The 22,705-nt window shown below is 65.5% G+C and carries 22 protein-coding genes; 2 read left to right on the forward strand and 20 right to left on the reverse strand.

What is annotated here, in order from left to right; translation table 11 throughout:
* Positions 1 to 14 precede the first annotated feature (14 nt).
* The 4 genes from BRW65_RS01675 to BRW65_RS01690 are packed head-to-tail and all read right to left on the reverse strand — an operon-like array spanning position 15 to position 4,395.
* Positions 15 to 1,244, reverse strand: coding sequence for an amidohydrolase family protein (locus BRW65_RS01675; RefSeq protein ID WP_167373978.1), 1,230 nt, complete (start codon positions 1,242 to 1,244; stop codon positions 15 to 17).
* Positions 1,245 to 1,299: 55 nt separating this feature from the next.
* Complete coding sequence (locus BRW65_RS01680) at positions 1,300 to 2,964, reverse strand: class I adenylate-forming enzyme family protein (protein WP_084187655.1); 1,665 nt, start codon at positions 2,962 to 2,964, stop codon at positions 1,300 to 1,302.
* Entirely contained in the window at positions 2,961 to 3,887 is a 927-nt protein-coding gene (locus tag BRW65_RS01685; RefSeq protein ID WP_073870495.1) for a VOC family protein, read from the reverse strand. The genes BRW65_RS01680 and BRW65_RS01685 overlap by 4 nt, the downstream gene beginning before the upstream one ends.
* Before the next feature lie 31 nt (positions 3,888 to 3,918).
* On the reverse strand, positions 3,919 to 4,395 hold the full coding sequence (locus tag BRW65_RS01690; RefSeq protein WP_073870976.1) for an FAS1-like dehydratase domain-containing protein: 477 nt from the start codon (positions 4,393 to 4,395) through the stop codon (positions 3,919 to 3,921).
* Between the two features lie 102 nt (positions 4,396 to 4,497).
* Here BRW65_RS01690 and BRW65_RS01695 point away from each other — a divergent pair, with 102 nt between their 5' ends.
* Both BRW65_RS01695 and BRW65_RS01700 read left to right on the forward strand, forming a co-directional pair.
* Positions 4,498 to 5,403, forward strand: a complete 906-nt coding sequence (locus BRW65_RS01695) for an SDR family NAD(P)-dependent oxidoreductase (protein ID WP_167373979.1) — start codon at positions 4,498 to 4,500, stop codon at positions 5,401 to 5,403.
* Positions 5,400 to 6,935 carry a class I adenylate-forming enzyme family protein gene (locus BRW65_RS01700; protein WP_073870501.1) on the forward strand — a complete coding sequence of 512 codons (1,536 nt, stop codon included), beginning with the start codon at positions 5,400 to 5,402 and terminating at the stop codon, positions 6,933 to 6,935. The genes BRW65_RS01695 and BRW65_RS01700 overlap by 4 nt, the downstream gene beginning before the upstream one ends.
* Before the next feature lies 1 nt (position 6,936).
* Here BRW65_RS01700 and BRW65_RS01705 read toward each other — a convergent pair whose 3' ends face one another.
* The 16 genes from BRW65_RS01705 to BRW65_RS01780 all read right to left on the reverse strand — a co-directional run bounded on the left by BRW65_RS01705 (position 6,937) and on the right by BRW65_RS01780 (position 22,694).
* Complete coding sequence (locus BRW65_RS01705; RefSeq protein WP_073870504.1) at positions 6,937 to 7,695, reverse strand: SDR family NAD(P)-dependent oxidoreductase; 759 nt, start codon at positions 7,693 to 7,695, stop codon at positions 6,937 to 6,939.
* A gap of 5 nt (positions 7,696 to 7,700) precedes the next feature.
* A complete protein-coding gene (locus BRW65_RS01710; RefSeq protein WP_073870978.1) occupies positions 7,701 to 8,930 on the reverse strand; it encodes an acyl-CoA dehydrogenase family protein in 1,230 nt (409 codons plus the stop codon).
* Positions 8,931 to 8,935: 5 nt separating this feature from the next.
* On the reverse strand, positions 8,936 to 10,117 hold the full coding sequence (locus tag BRW65_RS01715) for an acyl-CoA dehydrogenase family protein (RefSeq protein WP_084187657.1): 1,182 nt from the start codon (positions 10,115 to 10,117) through the stop codon (positions 8,936 to 8,938).
* 10 nt (positions 10,118 to 10,127) lie between these two features.
* Positions 10,128 to 10,832: a TetR/AcrR family transcriptional regulator gene (locus BRW65_RS01720; RefSeq protein ID WP_073870507.1), complete on the reverse strand. Its 705-nt coding sequence runs from the start codon at positions 10,830 to 10,832 to the stop codon at positions 10,128 to 10,130.
* Positions 10,833 to 10,939: 107 nt separating this feature from the next.
* Positions 10,940 to 11,683, reverse strand: a complete 744-nt coding sequence (locus BRW65_RS01725; protein WP_084187659.1) for an enoyl-CoA hydratase-related protein — start codon at positions 11,681 to 11,683, stop codon at positions 10,940 to 10,942.
* Complete coding sequence (locus BRW65_RS01730) at positions 11,665 to 12,879, reverse strand: cytochrome P450 (protein WP_073870513.1); 1,215 nt, start codon at positions 12,877 to 12,879, stop codon at positions 11,665 to 11,667. Before BRW65_RS01730 ends, BRW65_RS01725 begins: the two co-directional genes overlap by 19 nt.
* Complete coding sequence (locus BRW65_RS01735) at positions 12,880 to 13,080, reverse strand: ferredoxin (RefSeq protein WP_073870516.1); 201 nt, start codon at positions 13,078 to 13,080, stop codon at positions 12,880 to 12,882.
* A complete protein-coding gene (locus BRW65_RS01740; RefSeq protein WP_073870518.1) occupies positions 13,077 to 14,453 on the reverse strand; it encodes an amidohydrolase family protein in 1,377 nt (458 codons plus the stop codon). Before BRW65_RS01740 ends, BRW65_RS01735 begins: the two co-directional genes overlap by 4 nt.
* 90 nt (positions 14,454 to 14,543) lie before the next feature.
* On the reverse strand, positions 14,544 to 15,326 hold the full coding sequence (locus tag BRW65_RS01745) for an enoyl-CoA hydratase/isomerase family protein (RefSeq protein ID WP_073870521.1): 783 nt from the start codon (positions 15,324 to 15,326) through the stop codon (positions 14,544 to 14,546).
* Positions 15,323 to 16,264, reverse strand: a complete 942-nt coding sequence (locus BRW65_RS01750) for an acyl-CoA dehydrogenase family protein (RefSeq protein WP_073870523.1) — start codon at positions 16,262 to 16,264, stop codon at positions 15,323 to 15,325. The genes BRW65_RS01745 and BRW65_RS01750 overlap by 4 nt, the downstream gene beginning before the upstream one ends.
* Positions 16,261 to 17,478 carry an acyl-CoA dehydrogenase family protein gene (locus tag BRW65_RS01755; RefSeq protein WP_244167956.1) on the reverse strand — a complete coding sequence of 406 codons (1,218 nt, stop codon included), beginning with the start codon at positions 17,476 to 17,478 and terminating at the stop codon, positions 16,261 to 16,263. The genes BRW65_RS01750 and BRW65_RS01755 overlap by 4 nt, the downstream gene beginning before the upstream one ends.
* Entirely contained in the window at positions 17,424 to 18,212 is a 789-nt protein-coding gene (locus BRW65_RS01760; protein WP_073870524.1) for an EthD domain-containing protein, read from the reverse strand. Before BRW65_RS01760 ends, BRW65_RS01755 begins: the two co-directional genes overlap by 55 nt.
* 21 nt (positions 18,213 to 18,233) lie before the next feature.
* Positions 18,234 to 19,982, reverse strand: a complete 1,749-nt coding sequence (locus BRW65_RS01765; protein WP_073870526.1) for an N-acyl-D-amino-acid deacylase family protein — start codon at positions 19,980 to 19,982, stop codon at positions 18,234 to 18,236.
* Positions 19,983 to 19,993: 11 nt separating this feature from the next.
* Positions 19,994 to 20,938 (reverse strand): metal-dependent hydrolase, encoded by a 945-nt coding sequence (locus tag BRW65_RS01770; RefSeq protein WP_073870529.1) that lies wholly within the window; start codon positions 20,936 to 20,938, stop codon positions 19,994 to 19,996.
* 89 nt (positions 20,939 to 21,027) lie between these two features.
* Positions 21,028 to 21,915: an alpha/beta fold hydrolase gene (locus BRW65_RS01775; RefSeq protein ID WP_073870532.1), complete on the reverse strand. Its 888-nt coding sequence runs from the start codon at positions 21,913 to 21,915 to the stop codon at positions 21,028 to 21,030.
* Positions 21,912 to 22,694 carry an SDR family oxidoreductase gene (locus tag BRW65_RS01780; protein ID WP_073870535.1) on the reverse strand — a complete coding sequence of 261 codons (783 nt, stop codon included), beginning with the start codon at positions 22,692 to 22,694 and terminating at the stop codon, positions 21,912 to 21,914. The genes BRW65_RS01775 and BRW65_RS01780 overlap by 4 nt, the downstream gene beginning before the upstream one ends.
* Between the last annotated feature and the right edge of the window lie 11 nt (positions 22,695 to 22,705).

Here is a 22,705-nt window from a genome sequence, read left to right on the forward strand (position 1 = left end):
GCGGGTTGCCGTCACTAGCCGGCGGGCGTGCCTTCGAGGAGGCCTTTGAGGTTGTCGCGCATGATTTTGCGGATGGTGAGGGGGTCGGTGACTTCGAGGTCGGACAGGTAGTCGGTGACGGGGTCAGCCAGGCCTTCGGCGTGGGGGAAGTCCGAGCCGAACAGCACGCAGTCGGGGCCGACGACGTCGACGATGGTTTGGATGTTCTCCTCGTGGAAGGGGGTGACGAAGACGTGGCGTTTGAACACCTCGGAGGGGCGTTCGGGTTTGCCGCCCAGCCAAAACCCGTTCTGGTTGATCGCGTAGCTCTTGTTGAGCAGTTTGACGGTGTAGGGCACCCAGAAGGTGCCGTTTTCCACCGACAGGATCCGGACGTTGGGGAAGCGCCCGAACAGGTTGTGCAGGATCAAGGCGACGACGGTGTCCATGATCGGGCGCTCGTTGAACATCTGAAAGCTCATGAACGCCGAGTCGGTGTCACTGACCCCGCGGTGCACCGCCGCCTCGGCCGGCTCCCACCACCCCGAAAACATCTCCCGATACGCGATGTGCGAGGCGGGAGTGGTGTGGAACGAGACGAGGAGATTGGCTTCGTTGACCCGCGCCCAGAACGGGTCGAAGTGGGGATCGGCCGGAGAGCGCCGCCCGACCGGGCCGGGGACCAGGTTGATCGCGCGCACCCCCTCGGCCAGCAGCCGATCCAACTCGGCGATCGCCAGGTCGAGGTCGTCGAGCCCGAGCAGCGCCGCCGCGTAGATGCGGTCCCGATACGCCCAGCCCCACTCGGCGGCCAGATACCGGTTCACCGCACGAAGATTCGCATAGGTCTGCGCGGGATCACCCCCGACCATCCAGCCGCGGCTGACGGCAAGGGTGTTGAAGATCAACTCGGCCTGAATCTTCTGTTCGTCCATGAGCTTGAGCCGAGCGTCGCGGTCGCGGTACTCGACCCGCACGGTTTCCTGGTCGCCACGGAACGGGTCGATGTTCTCCCCATTGCGCAGTCGAAGCAGGTTTTCCCGGAAGCTTCCGGGACGCGTCGCGGTGTCCCAGGTCCAGTCGGGCCAGGACTCGTCGCCCACCCACAGCACATCCTTGCCGCCGTCGGTCTTCTCGATCCGCCATCCGCGCTCGCGAAAACCGGGATCCATGTACTTGGGGAAGGCGTCGATGTCCTCGCGCAGGTGATTGTCCGCGTCATAGGCCCACAACTCGGCCGTCTCGGCCGCAAAATCTGTCGACACTGTCCCTCCACATCCCGATTTCGTACGCTGTACAACAATAGCCGAGCGGCGGTGCTCAATCAAAGAGCGCTTCGCGCAGCTCGGCCTTGCGCGGCTTTCCCGAGTCGGTCCGCGGGACGGCCGCCGGGTCCACAACGCGGATCCGACGAGGCACCTTGTAGTGCGAGAGCTGGGTTTTGAGCCGCGATCGAAGGACCGCCTCATCCACCGCGCACCCGGCGGCAGGCACGATCGCAGCGACCACCTCTTCGCCACGGGCGGCGTCCGGCACACCGAACACGATCGCCTCGGCGATCTCCGGATTGCTCTCCAGCGCGACTTCGACTTCGCGTGGCGACACGTTGGCACCCGACGTCTTGATGAGCTCGGTCTGCCTGCCGTGGAAGAAGAGGAATCCATCCTCGTCGATCGAGCACCGGTCACCGGTGCGCAAGAACCCGTCGGCGTCGAAGCAGTCACTGTGTTCGCGCTTGTAATAGCCCCGCATCATCCCCAGGCTGCGGACCCGGAGCTCGCCGATTTCGCCTCGCGGAAGCTCGATTCCGGTTGCGGGGTCAACGATTTGACGCTCACAGCCCGGGACGGCTCGTCCCATCGCTCCCCGTTTGGCCGCGGGCAATTCGGCGCCCGCCGGTTCGGCGCTGTGCGGCCCGAATGTTTCGGTCATACCCAGGGCATTGCCCCGCAGGTCGGGGGGGATCGGTGTGCCGTCTTGCCGCGTCGGCGGCCCCAGCCCCCGCACGCCCGAGACGTCGATGCCTCGCGCGGCAGCGGTTTCGGCCAGCTCCACCACCGGCCCCATCCACCCGGCCACCCGAGTCACTTTCTGCTCGACGATCGTGTCCAGGACCGCGTCCGCCGCCAGCTCGCCGGTGGTGACGATCACGCCACCGCCGATCAGCGACGGGAACAGGATGGTGTTCAAGCCGCCGAGCCAGAAGAACGGCATCGCCGCATAAGCGCGCTCGGCGGGTAGCACGTCGGCCCGTCCGATCTGCCGCAGCGCATGAACGAAGCGCAGTACCCCACCATGCGTGTGCACGACCCCCTTGGGCAGCGATGTGGTGCCCGAGGTCCAGATCGTCAGCAGCGGGTCGGCGGGCTCGACCGAATTCTCCGCGGCTTCCAGCAGTCGGTCGGTGATTCCGCTTCGGCAGGACAGCAGCGCTTCCGACATCGCCGGCGCACCGATCGCCCACGACCGCTTACCTTTGCCCCACACCAGGATCCGGCGCAGGAAAGGATGTTGCGGAAGGTAAAGCTCTCGGTCGGTCGCCGAATCCATTCCCGGTAACCCGTCCAGTCGCGCAAGATAGTCGTGACCCTGGAACTGATCCACGCACATCAAGATCTGAACGTCGGCGTGGGCGAGCGCACGGCTCAATTCGGGAGCCTGCAGGAAGGTGCTGATCGGCGATACCAGCGCGCCGATGCGCGCCGCAGCCAAGAAGGCGACGATCCAGTCTGCGCTATTGGGCATGAGTAGCCCGACCCGGCTGCCTTTCGTGATCCCCAATGCCAGAAGGCTTTTAGCCAAGTCTGCCGACTTCCGGTCAACCTCGGTCCAGGTTTGCGTGACGCCGTCGTGGATCAGCAGCGCCCGCTCGCCCCAGCGCTTCACCCCGGATCGGAGCAACTCAGCGATCGTCGGCCGATCAGGAAGCTCCTCGCCGGCAACTACAGGCCGACGCGGGGGGAATTCGACCGACGACACGCTCACGACGCGGCGGGTTCACGTGGGTCGCCGGGAGTGACCTCGGCGGTCAGCGCGTATCGCGCACCGAACGCCTGGCCGGGATCGATCGACACCGCGTGCGTCCCGGGGCTGAACGGGACTCCCGATGCACTCAGATGCGCGCACGCCGCGCTGAGGTCGGTGACGAGAAAGGTTGTCGACCAGATCATCGCGCCCTCCCGGGCCAAAGCGTCGGCTTCGGCGGTGCCCGCGGCCGGTAGCCGCAACTCGACGACCGAGTCGGAACCAACCGCGACGAACGCGGCCCGTGGAGCACGCGTCTCGTGGAAGGTTCGCCCACCGAGCACCCCCACATACAGCTCCACTGCCCGCTCCAAGTCATCGACCAACACGGTCACATGGGAGGTCCGGCGAATCCCTAGCGGATGATCCGTCGACCACCACGATGCATCATGTGTGCCCGCCAGCCGGGGGTCGTAGCATTCGCCAAGACTGTCGCCGATTGGTGCGCCGCCGCGGCCCCCCACGCGCGGCTCCATCAGCTCGATCATCCCGAATGTATCCCGCGGGTGGGTGTAGATGCCGCCCCGCGTCGGCGCCTGCCTCAGCACGGCGCCGCCGTCCCCGGTAACCCGTGCACCGAACGACCGGAAGCGTTCGTATCCCTCACCGATCGAGTCGCAATACCAGGCGAGCGAGTGCAGGCGCGGCCCGAACCGGCGTCGGAACTTGCCGATCGTGCCTTGTTGGCCCGCCTGTCCGGGATGGGGCGCCATCGGTTCGGCGGGGTAATCGGCGATCAACATCAACGACGCCGTCCGGTGGTCGAGCGTCGATTCGTGCCCGCGAAACATGTAGCACGGGCTGAAGATCCGCTCATACCAGACCTCGGCCGCAGCCAAGTCGTCCACCACGTGCACGACATGGAACAGCTCGCCCACCTGCACGACGACTCCTTTCCAGCCGAACGATCGGTTGTCAGTACCGGATGACGGTGTCGATGCGGTTTCGAACCAGCTCATCGCGCTGGTTACGCAGTTCCCGCTCGAGGCGGATGTAGAGCATCAGACCAAATCGACCCTCGCGTTCGTTGAGGTCTTTGACCCGAGTCCGCGATGTGATGACGTCGCCGGGCCGCATCGGTTGGGCGAACGCGAATTCCACACCACCGTTGAGCATTCGCTGGCCGGCTTCGCCCGGCAGCGCGCGGTGCAGCGGCGGACCGACTTCAGCGCGTGGGACCGGCCAAGCGAACGGATTGAAGTCGTCCGGCGCGATGATCCCGCCCCATCGCGTCGTGCGGGCGAAGGCCTCGTCCCAATACAGCCGAGGAGGCTCTTGCGGCCAGTACGTGGCGATCGCCCAGCGGCGGATGTCGGAACGGTCGATCGGAAAAGACGGCGGACCGTCGGTGCGCCACACCCCTACCGCGGTCCGCAACCGCTCACTGATCATGGTCACCGGACGACAACCCGCGTTGACGGCACCCGCTGCCCCGACATGGGCGCAGTCTAGCGAGTATTTGTATGGCGTACAAAAACGTGTTTCGATGCGGTGGTGATCGACTTTCGCGGCAGGGTCGCCATCGTCACGGGCGCCGGCAAGGGACTGGGTCGCAGCCATGCCGAGGCGCTGGCCCGTCGCGGGGCCGCCGTGTTGGTCAACAACCGAAGCCACGCCGGCGATCCGTCCAGCGCGGATGCGGTTGTCGGTCGCATCCACGAATCGGGTGGGATCGCGATAGCCAACTACGAATCGGTCGAGGAACCCGACGCAGGCGAACGGATCGTGGCTGCGGCGCTGGCCGCCTTCGGCCGCATCGACGTCATCGTCGCCAACGCGGGCTGGTCCGAGCCAACGGCGTTTCACCGGGAGTCGGATGCACACGTTCGGCGGATGATCGAAGTCAACACGCTGAGCGCGGTCGAGCTGGTCCGGGCCGCGTTGCCGCATCTTCGCGCTCAGAAGTACGGGCGCATCGTGGTCAGCACCTCGTCGGCGGCGCTGTTCGGGGATGCCGGATTCGTGTCATACGCGACCGCAAAGGCCGCGCTGATCGGATTCGTCGCTGCGTTGTCGCAGGAATCGGTGCGGGCAGGAATCACAGTCAACGCGGTGCTGCCGTTCGCTCACACTCCGATGACCGACGGCCTGTTCGCCGGGGACACGTTCCCCGAGGGCACCGCCGAGGCGATGGTCCCGGAGACGGTCAGCAACCTGCTGCTGTGGTTGCTCAGCGAACAGTGTCAGGAATCGGGCCAGACCTGGCTAGCGGGGGGAAAGGCAATACGCAAAGCCATCATGCAGGTGACCCCGGGCATCGTCGTCGACACTGACGACCTGAGCCCCGAACTGCTGGCGGACCACGCGGCCGCGATCGCCGACCCCGCGGGAGCTCGAGAATACGGCAGCGGTGCCGAGTTGCTAACCGCGATGGCCGAGGCCTCCCTGGGGGCCCCGTGATCGATCGACGCCGGCTGGCCACCTTCACCCATCCCCGCGCCGCGGAGTTCGAATCTCCCGGCGGCCCATGGTTCGAGCAGACCCTATGCCGCCTGCTGCAGGAGGCGCCGGAACGCGCCTCCCTCATCTGCGGCGACCAAATCCGCCTCAGCACAACCGATCTACGCGCGGCGGTTCGGCGCGTCGCGGGATGGCTGCGCAAAAGGGGCGTGCAGCCCGGTGACGCGGTCGCTTTCCAGCTTCCCAACGGGCCTGATGCCGTCGTGCTGTACCTGGCCACCTGGTGGGCGGGCGCGTTGGCGGTCCCGTTTCACGAGTCGTTGACATCCGTCGAGGCGCACCGCGTCACCGAACGTCTGCATGGGGTGGCGCTACTGGTGGCCGATCCAGAGTCCGCGCTGGCCCGCCAGGCCGATGTCAAGCTCCCCGCGGGCGGCACCGCACACCTGGGTGCTCAGCTCGCCGGCCCCGAGCCCGCGTGCCGGCCCGCCGACGCCGCGGTCGTGCTGACCACTTCCGGTTCCAGCGGCGTGCCGAAATCCGTGATCCACAGTCACCGGTCGCTCAGCGCAAAGGCCAGACAGTTGGCTGCCCTGCACGGCACCTCCATCGACGACGCCGTCCTTGTGCCAGCGCCCCTTTCACACATGGCCGGACTGCTTCACGCGGTGCTGCATCCCCTCGGTGCGGGCGCCAAGGCAGTCATCATGCCCCGCTGGAATGCCGCACGTGGCCTGCAACTCGTCCGAGATGAGGGCGTCACAATGCTCTTCGGACCACCGATCTTTACGCTGGGAATCGCTGCGGCCGATGGCTTTACGCCGGATTCAGTCGCTTCGGTACGCCTCGTTTCCAGCGGCGCGACGGCGATCACGGAGTCCTACGTGCGCGACGTGTCACAACAGTTCGGTGCGGTGGTCAAGCGGACCTACGGCTCGACGGAGGCACCGGTGGCGTGCACCTCCTACCCCGACGACGACCCCGAACGTTTCTGGCGCACCGACGGGCGTCCGGCGCCAGGCACGGAGTTGCAGATCCGCGACGCCAGTGGGAAAGTCCTGGGGCCAAATGAATGCGGCGAAATCTGGTTGCGCGGTCCCGAGCTGTGCGACGGCTATCTCGACGCCGACGTGACCGCATCGACGTTCGTCGACGGGTGGATGCGCACCCGGGATCTGGGGACGGTCGACGACGAGGGCTTCCTGTCGGTCAGCGGGCGGATGAGCGGACTGATCATTCGCGGCGGCATGAACATCTCGAGCCGCGAAGTCGAAGCCGCGCTGGAAGGTCACCCGGCGATTCGGCAGGCCGTGGTGCTGGGCTACCACGACGACGTGTACGGCGAACGGATCGCGGCATTCATCGTCACGGCCGAACACTTCGACCGGTCCCGCTGCGTCGAGTGGTTTGCCGAGCATGGCGTTGCGAAATACAAAGTGCCAGATCGAATCGTGACGCTCGATGAGATTCCGGTGCTGTCGTCCTATCAGAAGCCCGACATCAACGCATTGCGGGCACTGATCGCCGGGTGACTCAGCTCTGCCGAAGAACGAACGATCCTGCGGTCAAGCCGCCATCGACGACAAACTCTTGTCCGGTGATGTAAGCGGCGGCGTCCGACGCCAAGAAGGCGACCATCGCGGCCACCTCATGGGCGTGGCCCAGCCGCGCCAGTGGAATCTTCGTGGCCAGCATGGCCTTGATTGCGTCACTACCGGCCAGCATCGCCGTGTCGATCGCTCCGGGCAGCACCGCATTGACCCGGATGCCGTCCGGAGCTAGTTCGAGCGCGGCGGTCTTGGTGATCCCACGGATCGCCCACTTGCTGGCGCCGTAGGCGGTGTGTCCGATGGCGGCCTGCACAGCCGTGGTCGATGCGATGTTGATGATGGCACCGCCACCGGCGGCCCGCATCGGGTCGATCGCCGTACGCATACCGTGAAACGTGCCGAAGAGATTGACCTGCAACAGCTTTTCGAACTCGGCAACCGACTCGTCGTACAACGAGGCGGTTCGCCAGATCCCCGCGTTGTTCACCAGGACGTCGAGGCGGCCGAACTCTTCGAGCGTGGCATTGACCGCTTCTGCCCAGCCCCACTCGTCGCTGACGTCGAGATGGCGATATCGGGACTGGGGCCCGATGCCCGCGGCGGCCGCGACCCCCACCTCATCGAGCACGTCGGTGAGCATGACACTGGCGCCGCTGTTCGCCAGCATGGTGGCCGTGGCCAAGCCTTGACCGCGTGCCGCACCCGAAACGAGCGCTACCTTGCCCTCGAGGTCGAAGTCCACTGATGTCACCACTTTCGGGCGTCGGCCAGGACTTGCCGGAACGGCTTGCCCTTCTCAACGTTCGTCTCGCGGGGGAGGCCCAGTATTTTCTCGGCAATTCCGTTGCGCTGCATCTCGTTGCTGCCGCCGGCGATCGATTGAACGCGTCCGTTCAGAAAGTTGGTGGAAGTCGCCGAGCCCAAGCTGTCCGGTTCGAAGGCGACCGCGACGCCGCCCGCCACTTCCATGGCGATTTTCGCGCGGAGCGGATCGTAGCTGCCCTTGGCCAACTTGAGGTAGGAGGCGAGATTCCCGGAGCCGCTGGCGGAGCGCATCAACCTCTCCAAGCGGATCACCAACGCCGCCCGCACCACGTCGTACACCTGACCCGTCGCGATCAGCTGGCGGATGTAACTGTCGCCCACACTGTTTCGCTGTTGAGCAAGTTCGATGAGGTCCTGGGCAAGCACCGTGGGCAACTCGGTGCGCTCACCGCGAAGCGCCCCCCGTTCGAACACCAGCATGGTGTGCGTGAAGGCCCACCCCCCGTTCACCTGACCCATCACCTCATCGACGTCGACCACGACGTCGTCGAGGAACACCTCGCAGAATTCCCAGCCACCATTGATCTCGCGGATTGGACGTACCGTCGAGCCATCCGCTTTGAGCGGCAGCGCGACCCACGTCAGACCCTCGTGTTTGGGGACGTTCCAGTCGGTGCGCGTGATGCACAATCCGAAGTCGGCGAAGGAAGCGCCGCTGCTCCACACTTTGGTGCCCTTCACGATCCAGGTGTCACCGCGATGGGTGGCTTTGGTGCGGATACCCGCCAAATCGGACCCGGCATCCGGTTCCGACAGCAGTTGGCACCACAATTCCTGGCCCGCGAGGATGCGGGGGACGTGGCGTCGCTTGAACGACTCCGAACATGCCGCCAAAATCGTGGGCAGGGCGATGCCATAGGTCACCAGCGACAAGATGCCGAAGTCCGGCAACAGGTATCCGCACGCTTCGTCGGTGAAAGCCGTGGCATGCGAGGACGTCAGCCCCTGTCCGCCGTATTCGACGGGCACGTCGATGCCCGCCCAGCCCGCCTCATAGAGGCGCCGCTGTAACTCGCGTTGGGCGCTGATGTGCTCCGCGGTCTCCGCCCCCCGCGCCGACGCTGTCTTCTTAACGGCGGGTTGGAGATTCGCGATGATCCACTCGCGCGCTCGAGCCCGGTAACGGTCGATGTCGAGCTGCGACGTCGCCATCGCGGTCATTGACCACCGAGCCGGACGATGCGCTCGCGGTGCCACGTGGGAGTGCCGTACAGCACCTCGTTCACACTGGCTCTCCTGAGGTAGAGATGCAGGTCATGTTCCCACGTGAAGCCGATCCCGCCGAACACCTGGAAGCACCCCTGCGAGATTTGATTGGCGGCATCGCCGACGAAAGCCTTGGCGGTGCTGGCGATCATCGACGCCCCGCCCGACGCATTCTGCTCGCGCAACGCGTCGGCGACGGCCTTGACCGCCGCTTCCACGCTGGCCTTGCTCATCTCCAACAGCAGGCTCAGGTCGGCTAGTTGATGCTTTACCGCCTGAAACGATCCAATCGGGCGCCCAAATGCGATGCGATCCTTGGCGTACTGAACCGTCATCTCGAACAGCCGATTCATCGCACCGACCGTTTCGGCGACGCACAACACCGCCGCGACATCGATCTGTGTGCTCAAGTCGGCGGGCGTCGTCTCGGCGGTGCCGACGAAATCGGCCTCGGCGACTTGGGCGCCGTCGAGCTGCACACGCCCCATCCGCAGCGAAAAGTCCAGCGATTCAAGCGGTCGTACGGTCACGCCGCCGGCGTGGGCGTCCAACAGCACCTGTCGCAGCTCTCCGTCAATCACGACGTCGAGCAGAAACGAATCGGCGTCGATCGGATCTTGCACGAACGCCTTGGTGCCGGTGAGCCGATATCCGCCGTCGACCGCGGTCCCGACGACCCCGCCCGTGCCCGCCGAGGCGGATTCCGGATCCGACACCGCCCAGACGGCCACGTGCCGGCCGGAGACGATCTCCGGCAACACCTCGGCGGTATGGTGGCCGCCGCCTCGGCGCCCCAACGCGTGCGCCACGACGTTCATCGGAACGAACGGGCCCGGTTGGACTTGGGCGCCGCGCAGCTCAGCCAATAATGCCGCGTCGACCAGGCCGTCGTCCGACACGCAACCGCCGCCGTATTCGGCGGGGACCAGCATCGAAAACCAGCCCAATTCCGCGGCGCGGCGCAGGTAGTCCGGCGGCATCGGCGTTGCGCCCGTGGCGTACTCGCGCAATCGCGGCAATGGACAAACCTCGTCGATGAAGCCGACGGTCGAGTCTCGCAGCAGCGCCTGCTCTGCCGACATCTCGCCGCCGATCACGGCAGGCGCGCGCAACCCCGGATCATTTTCGTACACCGTACGAATGCTAGCGCACCGCCGGATTATCCGAAAACGGTCGGAGGCCGCTCAGGAACCGCGTGGCTTCCAGGGAAGCGCGAAGGCCGGCGATCACCGTCCGTAACCCGATTGTGAAGTAGTCGTCGGCGGTCAAAGCGGGCATTTTGGAGCGGTCGAAGGTCGCGCGTTGCGCTTTGGTCCAGGCCTCCGGGGGCCGTCGCGACGACGGATCCCGCAAGCTGCTTTCCACCCTCGCGTTTCCGTACGTCCAGTCCAGCAGCACCCGAAAGGCCGGGACGACCATCTCGGCGGAGAACCCGGCTTCGACCAACAGGTCGTACTCGGCGTCCTCGAGGCGACGGCGCTGCTCGAGGTCCAGTCCACTGAGCGCTTCGCGCAAACCCGGGTAACGAATCAGCGCTTGGCGTTGCATGGTGACCAGCGCTTCGAGGCGCTGTTCCCAGGTTCCGGATTCCGGCGGTGGCACAACAACTTTCGCCAACACTGCGTCACCGACGAGTTTCAGCAAGTCGTCTTTGTTTTCGACGTGGTAGTAGGCCGCCATCGGGCTGACCCCGAGCGACGCGGCCAGTTGGCGCATCGTCAGTGCGGCGGCACCTTCTTTCGCAATCAGGTCCAGCGCGCCCTCGATAATGCGCGCTTGGCTCAGAGTCCGCTCCCGGCCAGCCGGCTTGGCCGCTTTGGGTGCCTCTTTCGCGGCCTTTCCCGGCATGTCAGCTCTGCCTTTCGTTGACCCCTCGACGCGGGTACCACTGAAGAACATTCTGCTCTATCGCAGTGCTGACTCTAATCAACCTCGAGTGGCGTGGTCCCGCGAACTCAATGATGTCCGTTTCCGCCGTCGCCCAGCCTCGGCGCGACCGCCTGAGCATCGAGGACCTCGGAGAATCGGTTGGCGATGTAGTGTTGTCCGGCGATATCCATGGTGATGTTCACCGAACGCTTGGCCTGCCGGAGCGCGGTTGCGTTGGCCTGGCCGATCTCCTGTGCGAACTCCAAGGTCCTCGGCACCAGCTCGTCTCGGGAATACAGCCGGTTCACCAAACCCGCCGCGTGCAGACGCTGGGCCGGCATGCGCATACCGGAGAACAACATCTCCTTGGCAAGCCGCGGGCCGTACATCCACGCGTGAATCGGCGCCGGGATGCCGCCGGCTCCCAGATGTACCAATGGATCGCTGAAAAACGCGTCGTCACTGCAAAAAATCAGATCGCACGGAAACACGAACCGCTGCGCTCCCCCGACACAGCCGCCCTGAACGGCCGCGATGGTCGGCTTCATCAGATTGCTGATGAATGACATCTCCTCCGGAGGCGTCATCGCTCCGTACTCCCGGGGCCTCGAGTGGTCGGCCGCCATGTCGGCGCCCGCCGAGAAGTGTTTACCCTCGGCGCGCAACACCACCACGGCAGCCTCGGGGTCGCGCGCCGCGCGGTGCCACGCCGCGGTCAGTTGATCGTGCAGCTCGTCGTCGTAAGCGTTGCGCGGCGGGCGGTCCAGGATGATGCTGGCGACGCACCCATCAAGCTCGTAGCGGACCGTGGTCATGCTCGTTCCGTCCATCCGACCAAAACCTCGCACATACCCCGGATCTGATATGCCGTCACATGGCGCGGCCGCCGACGCAACCACATCGACGGCAGTCGCTTGGCGAGGGTCTCCAGGGCGACTCGGCCCTCCAGCCGGGCCAACGGCGCGCCCACGCAGTAATGCGTGCCGTAGCCGAACGCCAGGTGCTTTGCCCGCTGGTCGTCGATATCGCGGTCGAGCCGGAAGGTGTCGGGGTCGTCCCAGACCGCTTCGTCGCGGTTGGCCGAGCCGAACGTCGCACGCACCTTCGATCCCGCCGGGATGGTAACCCCGTCGATGGTCACCTCTTCGTTGTTGGTTCGGAAGGTGCCGATCACCGGTGAATCGAACCGCAGGCTCTCCTCGATCGCGTTGGCGCACAACGAGATATCCGCAGTCACCTGACTCCACAGCGACGGGTGTTCGAGCAGGCGGTACATGCAGTTGGTCAACGTGAAGGTTGTGGTGTCGGTTCCACCGACCAACAGCAGCAACGTCACCGGCAGGATTTCGTCGTTGCGGTACGGCCGTCCGTCCGGGTGGTCGGTGGTGAGCAGGACATGAAGCACGTCGTCGGGAGACTCGTCGGGAGCGCGTGCCAGCAGCTCCCGGCGCTCGTCGAGCAACCCGGTGAAATAGGCGTAGATCGGTGCCCGCGCCGCGGCTTCGCGGTCCGGGTCGCCCGCCCCCAGCGATGCCACGAACTCCGTGGACCACCGCCGGAAATCTGCCCAGCGGTCGGACTCGACCCCCAGGAGTTCGGCCATCACATGCACCGGCAGGATGGCGGCGAAGTCGGCGTAGAGGTCGCCCTGTCCCTTGCCGATCATGCTGTCCACCAACCGATTTGCGAGTTCTGAGATTCGACTCTCCAAACCATTGACCCGACGCGCCTTGAAGATCGGATTGACCAGTCGGCGGTAGATGGTGTGTTCGGGCGGATCGCTGCGCAGTCCCCGTTCCTCGACGTACGGTGGCGACTGCCCCCATCTGCTCGACCACAGCTTGGGGTTGCGCAGCTGGCCGAGTACGTCGTCGTAACGTAGCAGCGAGTAGAGCGGATGCTCACCGTCGCGATCCATCCGGTGCACCGGGCACTTCGCACGCGCGATTCGATGGTAGAAGGCCGGATCGGCCATGGTGTCCTCGCTGAACAGGTCGTAATCCACCGGCTGGGAATCGCTCACCATTCAGCCCTCACCTTCGGTGATGAGAATTGCCTGAAGCGGGCAGAGGTCGGCGGCTTCCTGGACTTTGTGCTCGAGTTCGGCGGGAATCGCGTCGACCCGCACGTGGGAGACCAGTTCGTCGTTGAGCTCGAAAACCTCACCGCACACCCGGGTGCACAATCCCGTACCGCTGCACTCGTCTTCGTCGATTTCGACTCTCATCGCAACCCTCCAATCTCGCCGCGACGGTGCTCGGCAACCAGTTCCCGCGCCCATCCCAAGTCGTCGCGCGCTGCTGTCTGGGCCGCGGCTTGTAGGTCGATGCCGTAGATCCGGGCGGCGTTGAGGCCCAGGATCTTTCCCTTGGCCCGATCGGTCAGCGGGACGTACCCGTACTTTTCGCAGAGGTCGTCCGGTATTTGGAATGCCCGGAAGGCGTCGATCAACGGTTGAGCCCCGCCGTACCAGATGCTGTCGGTGCCCCATATCACGTTGTCCTCACCAAGTATCGCGATGAGCTTGCCCAACACGTGCGCGGCTTCGATGGGCCGACGAATCATGGCGAACCAGGTCGTGCCCAATTCGGCGTACACGTTGCTACCCCGCCCCAGTCCCTCCTCCTCGACCGACCGCAGCAAACGGTTCACTCCCAGATGTGCTGATTGGTCGCTGTAGGGTCCCTCACCCGGATCGTCGGGCTCGGCGAACTCATAACCGGAGTGATAGATCACGAAGTCGAGGTCGGGGAAGGCCCGCGCCGCCGGTCCGATGTCGCGGGGCGACCCGTTGTCGACCAACAGGCTGATTCCCTTGTGCGCGCATACGAGTTTGACGTCGAGTTCGCGTGCGCGCTGCAGAAACGGAAAGCCGTGCCGTTCGTCGTCGAGCATCCATCCCCCTTGCCAGCCGCCGGCGCCAAGCCGTCCCGGGGTGTAGACCTTCCAGCCGACGGGGTCGAATTCCTCCTTCCATTGCGCCATCTGCTCGATCTCTTCGACCCGTTCGGCGTGTACGACGGCATGGTTGAGCAGGCGCCCGGGACCGGCCATCTCGTCGACGAGGCGACGCACGGTGGACATTTCGAAGTTGGTCAGGGTGTCCGGCCCGGAGGTGAGCACCGCGACAGCGTTCTCGGTTTCGAGGAAGACGTTGGTCACGTATTCGGCGAGATCACGGCGGTGCAGATCGTCCATCTCATGCCACCAACTCGGCATGTAGGCGCGGTAGAGCGAATCGATCGCGGGGGAGCTGGCCACCCCTCGGTCGGCCAGGAAGTGTGTCTGCACATCGATCACCGTCTCGGGGCCGCTGAAGATCTCCGCCGCCGCGGCGTCGTCGAGCGTCGCCTCGACCGGGACATCGAAGAACGTCGCGCCCCATTCCTCGTTGAGTGCGCGCAATCCCGCTGCCGTGCCGGATCGGCCGGTCACCAGCCGCTGCGATGCCACATTGCGCCGATCGCCAGCATCGTCGAGCACCGCCGACGTGTGCCTGATCACCCTGCGGTCGGCCGCCGAATATCGCCGCGGCGCATACTCGTCGGTGTTGCGTCGCTGCATGAACAGCGGTGTGGATTCAGGATCGGGCCTGGTCACGGACTCTCAATCAGCTGGAGCGCATCGATACACAATCATTTATACAGCGTACAACGCGCTCCGCGGGGAGTCACCGCTGGCGGTGGCGGGTTATCCATCCTGCGACAGGCGCTTCTTGAGCGCATCGATGTGACTGCGATGCTCTTGGCTGGTCATCAGCGTGGTGTTCGCCATCCGCTCCAGGTCACGCCCGGATGCCCGGTCCAAACGGTCGGCAAGGTCGATGGCCAGCTTGGCCATGCCCACCGCCTCACCCGGCAACGCCGCCAATTTGGCGACAAAATCCGCCACCTCGTCCGCGAACAAATCCGGCGGGTACACCGCGTGGACCAAGCCGATACGCAACGCCTCCTCGGCGGTCACCGCCTTTCCCGCCATCACCAGCCACCGCGCCCACGCCGGCCCGACCGTGCGCGTCAGGCGGCTCGTTCCGCCGCTGCCCGGCAGCACACCCAGCTTGATCTCGGGCAGTCCGAACCGCGCCGGTGTTGCAGCCAGGCGGAAGTCACACGACAGCGCCAATTCGAGCGCCCCGCCTAGGCACGGTCCGTGGGCGGCAACCACGACCGGCTTCTCGACTTGTTCGAAAAGGTCGAATAGATCGTGAATTTCGCGATACCGGCGACGCAACTTGACCCCGCTGGGGTCCTGATCGTCATCGACCCGGTGGCCAACGTCGAAACCGGCGCTGAAGTATTCGCCGCGGCCTGCGATCAACAGGACGCGGAGGGCGCTGTCGTCTGCGAAGGTGGAAATCGCCGTGCGCAAAGCGTTCTCGGCCTGGCGATCTATCGCGTTGAGCTTGTCGGGTCGATTCCAGGTCAGCGTCAAGACGGGGCCATCACGCGTCAATAATGCGGCAGACTGGGTCATCTGGACATCAGGGCTCCCCATCGGGCCGTCGCCACCGCGCGGCTGTGCGCTTCGAGCCCGCCCAGTTCGAGGGTCAGCCCCTGCGCCCGGGTGGTGTACACGTGCAAAGGGTATTCCGTGGTGAAGCCCATCGCGCCGGTCAGCTGGTGGGTCTCGGCGACCACATGCTTGGCCGCCGCGTTCGCATAGCTGGCTGCTGTTGCAGCCGTTTCCGGCGCGGCGCCCAGCGCTGCGGCTTCCAAGGCAAGCCAGCGGGTGCCCTCGACGAGCACGGCGCACTCCGCCAGGCGGTGGCGTACGGCCTGGAATCGGGCGATCGGGTGGCCGAACTGCTCGCGCTGGTTGACGTAGTCGACGGTCAGCCTCAGTGCGGCGGCGAGCCCGCCGGCCTGTTCCACCGCGCCTCCGACACGCCACCAATTGCGAACGCGGTCACCAGAGCCGGCGCCCAGCCGCGTGCCGCGATCCCAAATTCGATCTGGCACGCGGCCGATGGGGACGCCGAAGGTGGTTTTCACCGTGTCGATTTCACCGTCGCCAATATCGGTGACGAGCACGGCTCCATCCCCGTCGATACCCAACAGCGTGCGCGCCACGGGCGCGAACCGCACCAGCGGGGAACCGTCGCATTCGGCCAGTGCGACGGGACCCGCTATCGCGTCGTCGAGCACGGCGGGCGCGACGAGCGCCGACGCTGCGGCCGCCACCAGGCCGCCGGCACCGGCGACGGCTTCCACGACCAGCGCCGCCTCCAAGGGACCGGTGTCCTCTTCGCGACCGACGCCCAGGTAACCGCCATCCGTCAACGCCTGCCAGAGCCGGTCATCGTGGGCGCCGACGCCCAGCTGCATCGCCCGCTCGGGGCCCGCCAACCGGGCCAGGATGGTCGACAGGCCGTCGAGAAGATTCTTTTGATCGTCGTTCAGCAGGTATGTCATGCGCGCGTCTTCGCATCGGGGTCCAGCCGCAGAAACCGCCGGGCGATGAGGTCGAGCTGCACCTCGGTGGCGCCGACGGCCACGCCTGCGGTGATGGCCAGCCGGTAGTTCGCGTCGGCGACGCTGCCGTATTCCAGCGCGTCGGCGCCGTGCACGGCCAACGCCAGCTCGGCCACCGCGAGGTCCGCGCGAGTGTTGGCCACCCGGGCGACGTTGGTGTCCGGTGTCGGGGATTCGCCACGGGCGCGCTGGTCGGTGACCTTGTAGGCCAGCACGCGGGCCGCCTCGCAGGCGGCCCGGGCTGTTCCAAGCCGCACCTGCAGCAGGGGATCGTCGAGCCGACCGCGGGCCGCGGCCTCGGTGGCGAGTTGATCGATCACGCGCGCGGCCCGCGCGTAGCGCGCCGCCCCGACACGTTCTTGGGCCAGCGCGAACGTGACGACCTGCCAGCCGTCGTGCTCGGGGCCGAGCCGAGCGCTCACCGGCACCCGCACATCGGTGAAATAGATCTCGTGAAAGTAGCGCTCGCCGACCATCGACGGCACTTCACGAACCGAGATCCCGTCGGCCGCCATCGGAACGAGTAATACCGAGATTCCCTTGGCACCACGACTTTCCGCGTCCGTGCGGGCCAATAGGAAACAATAGTCGGCGTGGTTGGCATAGCTGGTCCACAGCTTCTGGCCGTTGATCACGTAGTCGTCGCCGTCGCGGACCGCTCGGGTGCGCAGCGCGGCGAGGTCTGATCCGGCGTCGGGTTCGGAAAATCCTTGACACCACAGCACCGAGCCACTCGAGATCGGGGGCAGGTGAATCCGCTGCTGTTCTTTGCTGCCGTAGCGCTGAATCGCCGGCCCGATCCAGTTCACGTTCATGTACTGCGGCCCGCGGGGTTCCCCGATCGCCCACATTTCTTCGCCCAAAACGGCGTGGAACCACGCATCCTTTCCGCCGCCGCCGAACTCCGTCGGCCAATGCGGTGTCAGCCAACCCTTTTCCGCCAGGCGGCGACAGAACTCCCGCGAATATTTGGCCTGCGCTTCGCTGCCCGGACCGTTCTGCGACAGCTCGCCCCAGTTGTCCGGTAGTTCGTCGGCCAGGAATTGACGCAACTGGTTTCGGAACTCGACTTCTTCGACACCCCACTGGAAGTCCACTGTCAGCGGCGCTTTCCGGCCACCGGCTCCGCGGCCGGGATGGCGTACGGTGTCCACGGGGTACGAATGACGTGTTCCTGGGTGACGAAAGTGGCCGTCGATGCCACGTCGAGAAACACTGGCACATCGTCGAAAACGATCTTCTTGTTAATTTCCAATGTCTCCGTCGTGCCATCATCTACGCCGTAGAAGCGCATTGGATCGATGAGATCGCGGGGGGTTGCGAAACCTTCCTCGGCGATCGCGTCCGGCGCCCGAGTACTGTCGCCGACCAACGTCCTGACGACCGGGTTGCGCACGTAGCGCCACTGGGGGTGATAGCGCAGCGAGATCGGCATGTGCACCTCGGCCCAGTGTTGCAGGAACCGCTCGCGGGTCATCGTGCGATTGCGGTGGAGCAGGCTCACGGCGTTCACACCTCCTGCAGGGGGGCCATCAGCCGTCACCCACCACCGGGAGACCGTCTCTGTGACGACGTATCCCGTTACCTCGTCACAGAATTCGTTGAGGAAGCCGCCGGCCTGGCCGAGCTCGTCGGCGGAATCGACCCACAGCGTCACCAGCGCCACCAGCCGGCGGGGTTCCGGACTCGGCTCGCCACTGGACATCTGGGACAGCACGCCACCTCGAACTCGGTCGCGCTCTTCCTCGACGTCGCGCCGGGGCAGCTGCACCGAAACTCCTCGATAACGATCGTCGGCGAACACCTCGCGCGCATTGCTCAAGATGGTCGACGCCGACGGTGCCGGGGTGCCGTCGTTCCGGGTTGCTACGTAGACGACCTTTTCCACCTGCGCCGCTCCCGCGTGGTCTCAGGCGGCGACGGTCTGGCCGCCCCGGACCAGTCCGCCGGGCCGCGCGTCGGTCAGTTCGCCCTCGGCGACCACGGTCTGGCCGCGCACCAGAGTTTCGACGTAACCGGTCGACCGTTGGATCAACCGCCCCGCCCCGGCCGGCAGGTCGAATACCTTTTCGGGATAGTCGAGTCCGAGATTGTCCAGGTCGATCAGGTTGAGGTCGGCGCGTTTACCCGCGGCCAGCACGCCTCGATCGCGTAGCCCGTAAAAGGCGGCCGGGTCGGCGGTGAGCCGATGCACGGCAGTCTCCAGCGGGATCCGGGGTCCCCGGGACCGGTCTCGCACCCAGTGCGAGATGAGATAGGTCGTCATGCTGGCGTCGCAGACGATGCCGCAGTGCGCGCCTCCGTCGCCCAGGCCTTGGATGGTCACCGGGTCCGACATCATGTTGTGCAGGTGGCCGTAGTCGTTGCCGGCGTAATTCAGCAGCGGGAACAGAAGGAATTCCTTGCCGTTGGCGCCAAGCAAGACGTCGTACGTCACCTCCCAGGGATCGCGGCCCTCGCGCTGGGCAATAGCCGCAATGCTCTGCTCCGGGCCGGGCTCGTAGTCCAACCGGTCACCGAGCGGATACAACCGCGAGAAAATGCGGTCGATGGACGCGTCGGCCGACGGGCCGAAGTGGTCGTCGGGGGGCTCGGCGAGGATGCGCGCCTTGAGGTCGGGGTCACGCAGTCGCGCTACCCGCTCGCCCAGCGGCAGATCCATGAGCGACCGATAGCTCGGCCGGTGCCGGAACGGGTTCATCCGCGACTGGTGGCCCATCAGCATGCCGAACGCCCTGCTCGCGATCTGCGGCCGGATCTGCGCCCCTGCGGCATTGGCTTTGTGCACCGCCGCGAACCAGGTCTCCCAGTCGTGCGGGTCGTCCTCGTTGACCATGGCCAAGAAGGTCAGCGGGATGCGGTGATCTTGTCCCAGGCGGGTGATCCACTCGATCTCGGCGTCGATCGAATGCCGCTGATCGCCACCCAGCGCCCCACCCACACCGGCCGGCACGACTTGCAACACGCCGGTGCCCACTTCTGCCATCGCCGCCGTCAGCGCGTTGAGTTCCTCCTCTTCGGAGAATGTGCCTGGGACGGGTTCGCCGGACCGGCTCTTGTGCCCGGCGGTGCGACCGAAGGAAAGGCCCAGCGCGCCGGCCTTCAGGCCGTCGATGACGATGGATCGCATCGCGTCAATATCGGTGGCGGTCGCCACCTCGTGTGCGCGGTCGCCCATGACGTATCCCCGGATGGCGGCGTGCGGCAGTTGCGCGCCGACATCGACGGCGCGAGGCATACGTTCCAACGCGTCGAGGAACTCGCCGAATGTTTCCCAATTCCATTGAATGCCTTCGGATAGCGCGCTGCCGGGAATATCCTCCACGCCCTCCATCACGTCGATCAGCCAGTCGTGCCGGTCGTCATGGACCGGGGCGAATCCGATACCGCAGTTGCCCATGATCGCGGTTGTCACGCCGTGCCAGCACGACGGGGTCAAGTGAGGATCCCAACTTGCCTGGCCGTCGTAGTGGGTGTGGATGTCGACGAATCCCGGTGTGACGACGAGCCCGTCGGCCGCGATCGTCCGTCGCGCGGAGCCGTCGACCTTGCCCACTTCGGCGATCAAGCCATCCGTCACGGCGATGTCGGCGGTCCGGGCCGCGCGGCCGGTGCCGTCGACGACGGTGCCGCCACGAATGATCAAGTCGTAAGTCACGAGCAATCTCCTCAGCGATTAATCGATGGGCTCGGCGCGGGCGGGGCGCCGAAGAACGCTGTCATGTCGGTGCCGCGCTCGTACTCCTCCATCCAGAGCTGCACCCAGTCCGGCAGCGGATGCGTGGCCGGGTCGTGTTTGGGCGTCTGAGACAACGCCAGCTTCCACATCATTTTGGCGATTGATCTCGCCGGGACGGCGTGAAAAACGCTAGGCACTCCTTCGGCCCCGACTGATGTGGGTACGAAGGGCAACCTGCGTTTGAGTTCGCCAGCGAACAGGCCGCTGGTCAGCGCCGCCACGGCGGTAACACCACCCCGGTCCGCCAGCGGCACATGGTGATCGAAGCCTTGGACGATCGCCATCATGACTTGATTGACATGGTCGAAAATGCTCTTGAGGCGCTTGACGCGATACCAGGGGCTCGGGGTCAGGTATCGGCTCAGGATCAACGCCGAGCTGCGATGCTCGATCTCCTCGACGAAGTGCCACATCATCAGTGAGGCCACCCGTCGGTCGCCGCCGGCGAAAAGCGAATCCCGGTTGTCGAGGAAGACCGTCATCAGCGGCGTGAAAGTGGCCTCGATGTTGGCGATATAGGCCAGGTGGTATTCCAACGGGTGCGCCGCCCGCAGCTCGTCGAACATCCGGTTGGTCTCGCGGTACACCTGGTCCAGGCCGGGATACTGTTCGATCAAGGCGATCATGTGCTTGCGGTGGGCGCTCGCATGCTGAGCCTCCTGCTTGAGGAAGACGTCGGCCTCGGCCGCAACCTCGTCGTCGTCGATTCGTTTGCTCAATTCCCGGACCACGGCCACGATGTAGCGCTCGAATGGCACCGCGAAGAAGGTGAAAGAGTTGCAAAAAACGCCGAAATTAGGGTTCTCCGGCTGCCACTGGAAGGGCACCGAGGCGTCGAAAGCAAAGGGAAGGGAGCGCAACACCACCTTTGTCATGTCCGACTCACCGGCCTTTCTCTACCAAATCGCGCACAGCACACAGTGTCGATCGTCCCACCGCGCGACCTATTTGTACAGAGTATAAATCACCGTAGGGTCGCCTCACCGGACGTTACGGCGGTCGGCGCCTCCCGACCGTCCAGTAACCAGTCCCGGATCTTCGCCCAGATCACGTCGGGCTGTTCGAGATGCAGGAAATGGCCTGCCCCGTCGATGATTTGACAATCCGAGCCCGGAGCAGGAAGGTGCGCTTCGACGTCGGTCAGCACCTCCGCACCCAAGGCTCCGTCCTGGGCACCGTGCAGGTAAAGGGTCGGCACCGGCGGCTCGGTCAAGGTGGCGATCGCCTCGTCGAGGGCATCGGGGTCGGCGAAAGCGGGATTGAACTGGGCGCGATAGGGCGCGATCACGCCCCCGATGGTCTCGGCGGTCACATAGCCACGCAGCATCGCGATGTCTGAGCTCGCGTCATATCCGGGTGACCAGTCCGCCCAAAGGCCCTCCCAGAAACCGTCTTTCAGTAGCGCGATTTCTGGGATTGCCGGCTGTTGAATAAACCAGATGTAGAAGGAACGCTTGATTTGGCGGTAGACGAAGACATCGGTGAGCGCGGTGGTCGGTGGCACCGCCAGCGTGACCAGACGACGGAAGGCGCGCGGAGCCGACGCGACTGCTCCGTAGGCAGCCATCGCGCCCCAGTCGTGGCCCACCAGGAGCGCTCGCGTGTCACCGCCGAATTCCTCACGCACCGCGTGGATGTGCTTGACGTATGTGCCCGTACTGATCGGTCGATCCACCACCGACGTATATCCCGGTAGCCATGGCGCCACGACGCGGAATCCGGCCTCGGCCAACTGGGGCGCGAGGTAACGGAAGGTGTACGGGGTGTCGGGAAAACCGTGCACCAAGATCGCCAGCGGTGCGTCGCGGTTGTCGATGTCGCCGAATGTCAACGGGGCGGCGGCGTCAGTCATACCGATTCCCTCCTGGTCGGGTCGGGGTTGGTTCCCGTGGCGAGCCGTGGTCTGAACTGAACGCTCTCGGCGACAACGGTTTCGGTGGAACGCGCGGTAGCAATGGTCGCGACGACCAGTTCGGCGACGTCACTGACGGCGGCCATCGTCTCGGGCAGGCGCCCCTCGCGGCGCCACAGCTCGGTCAACTCCACAACGAGATCCTGATCGGCCCCGCGCATGAGCTCGGTGTCAGCGGTTGGCCCGATGCCAAGCCGTATCACTCGCAGGTCGGGGTGTTCCAAACGCCATGACCGTAGGATCTCGTCGAGAGCGGCCTTGCTGGCGGAGTAAGCGGCGGTAGCCGCGGGCGGCCGGCCCACCTTGTCGCTCGATGCGACCGCGATCACCGCGTCTGGCGACAGGTAGGGAAATGCAGCACTCAGCACCAGCGCAGGCCCAATCGTGTTGACTGCGAACGCCTCCTTCCACGTGGCCGCGTCGACATGCTCCACTCGTGCGAGCGGGAAAACTCCACAGCTGCAGACCAATACGTCGAGCCCAGCGAGCGCCTCCGCGGCTTCAGCAACCGCCCGGGATATCGATGCGGGACTGGTGACGTCGAGTTGGTGCGCGGTGCCACCCAACTCGACGGCCAGGGCTTCCAACAAGTTGGTCCGCCGGGCCGCCACGGCAACCCGCGCGCCACGCGCGGCCGCGGCGATCGCTACGGCGCGTCCGATCCCCGACGACGCACCGACGACCAAAACTCCCGCGCCGGCCAGGCCTGTGTCACTCATATATTGCTGCG

The organism is Mycobacterium paraffinicum (assembly GCF_001907675.1).
GTDB classification, from domain to species: domain Bacteria; phylum Actinomycetota; class Actinomycetes; order Mycobacteriales; family Mycobacteriaceae; genus Mycobacterium; species Mycobacterium paraffinicum_A.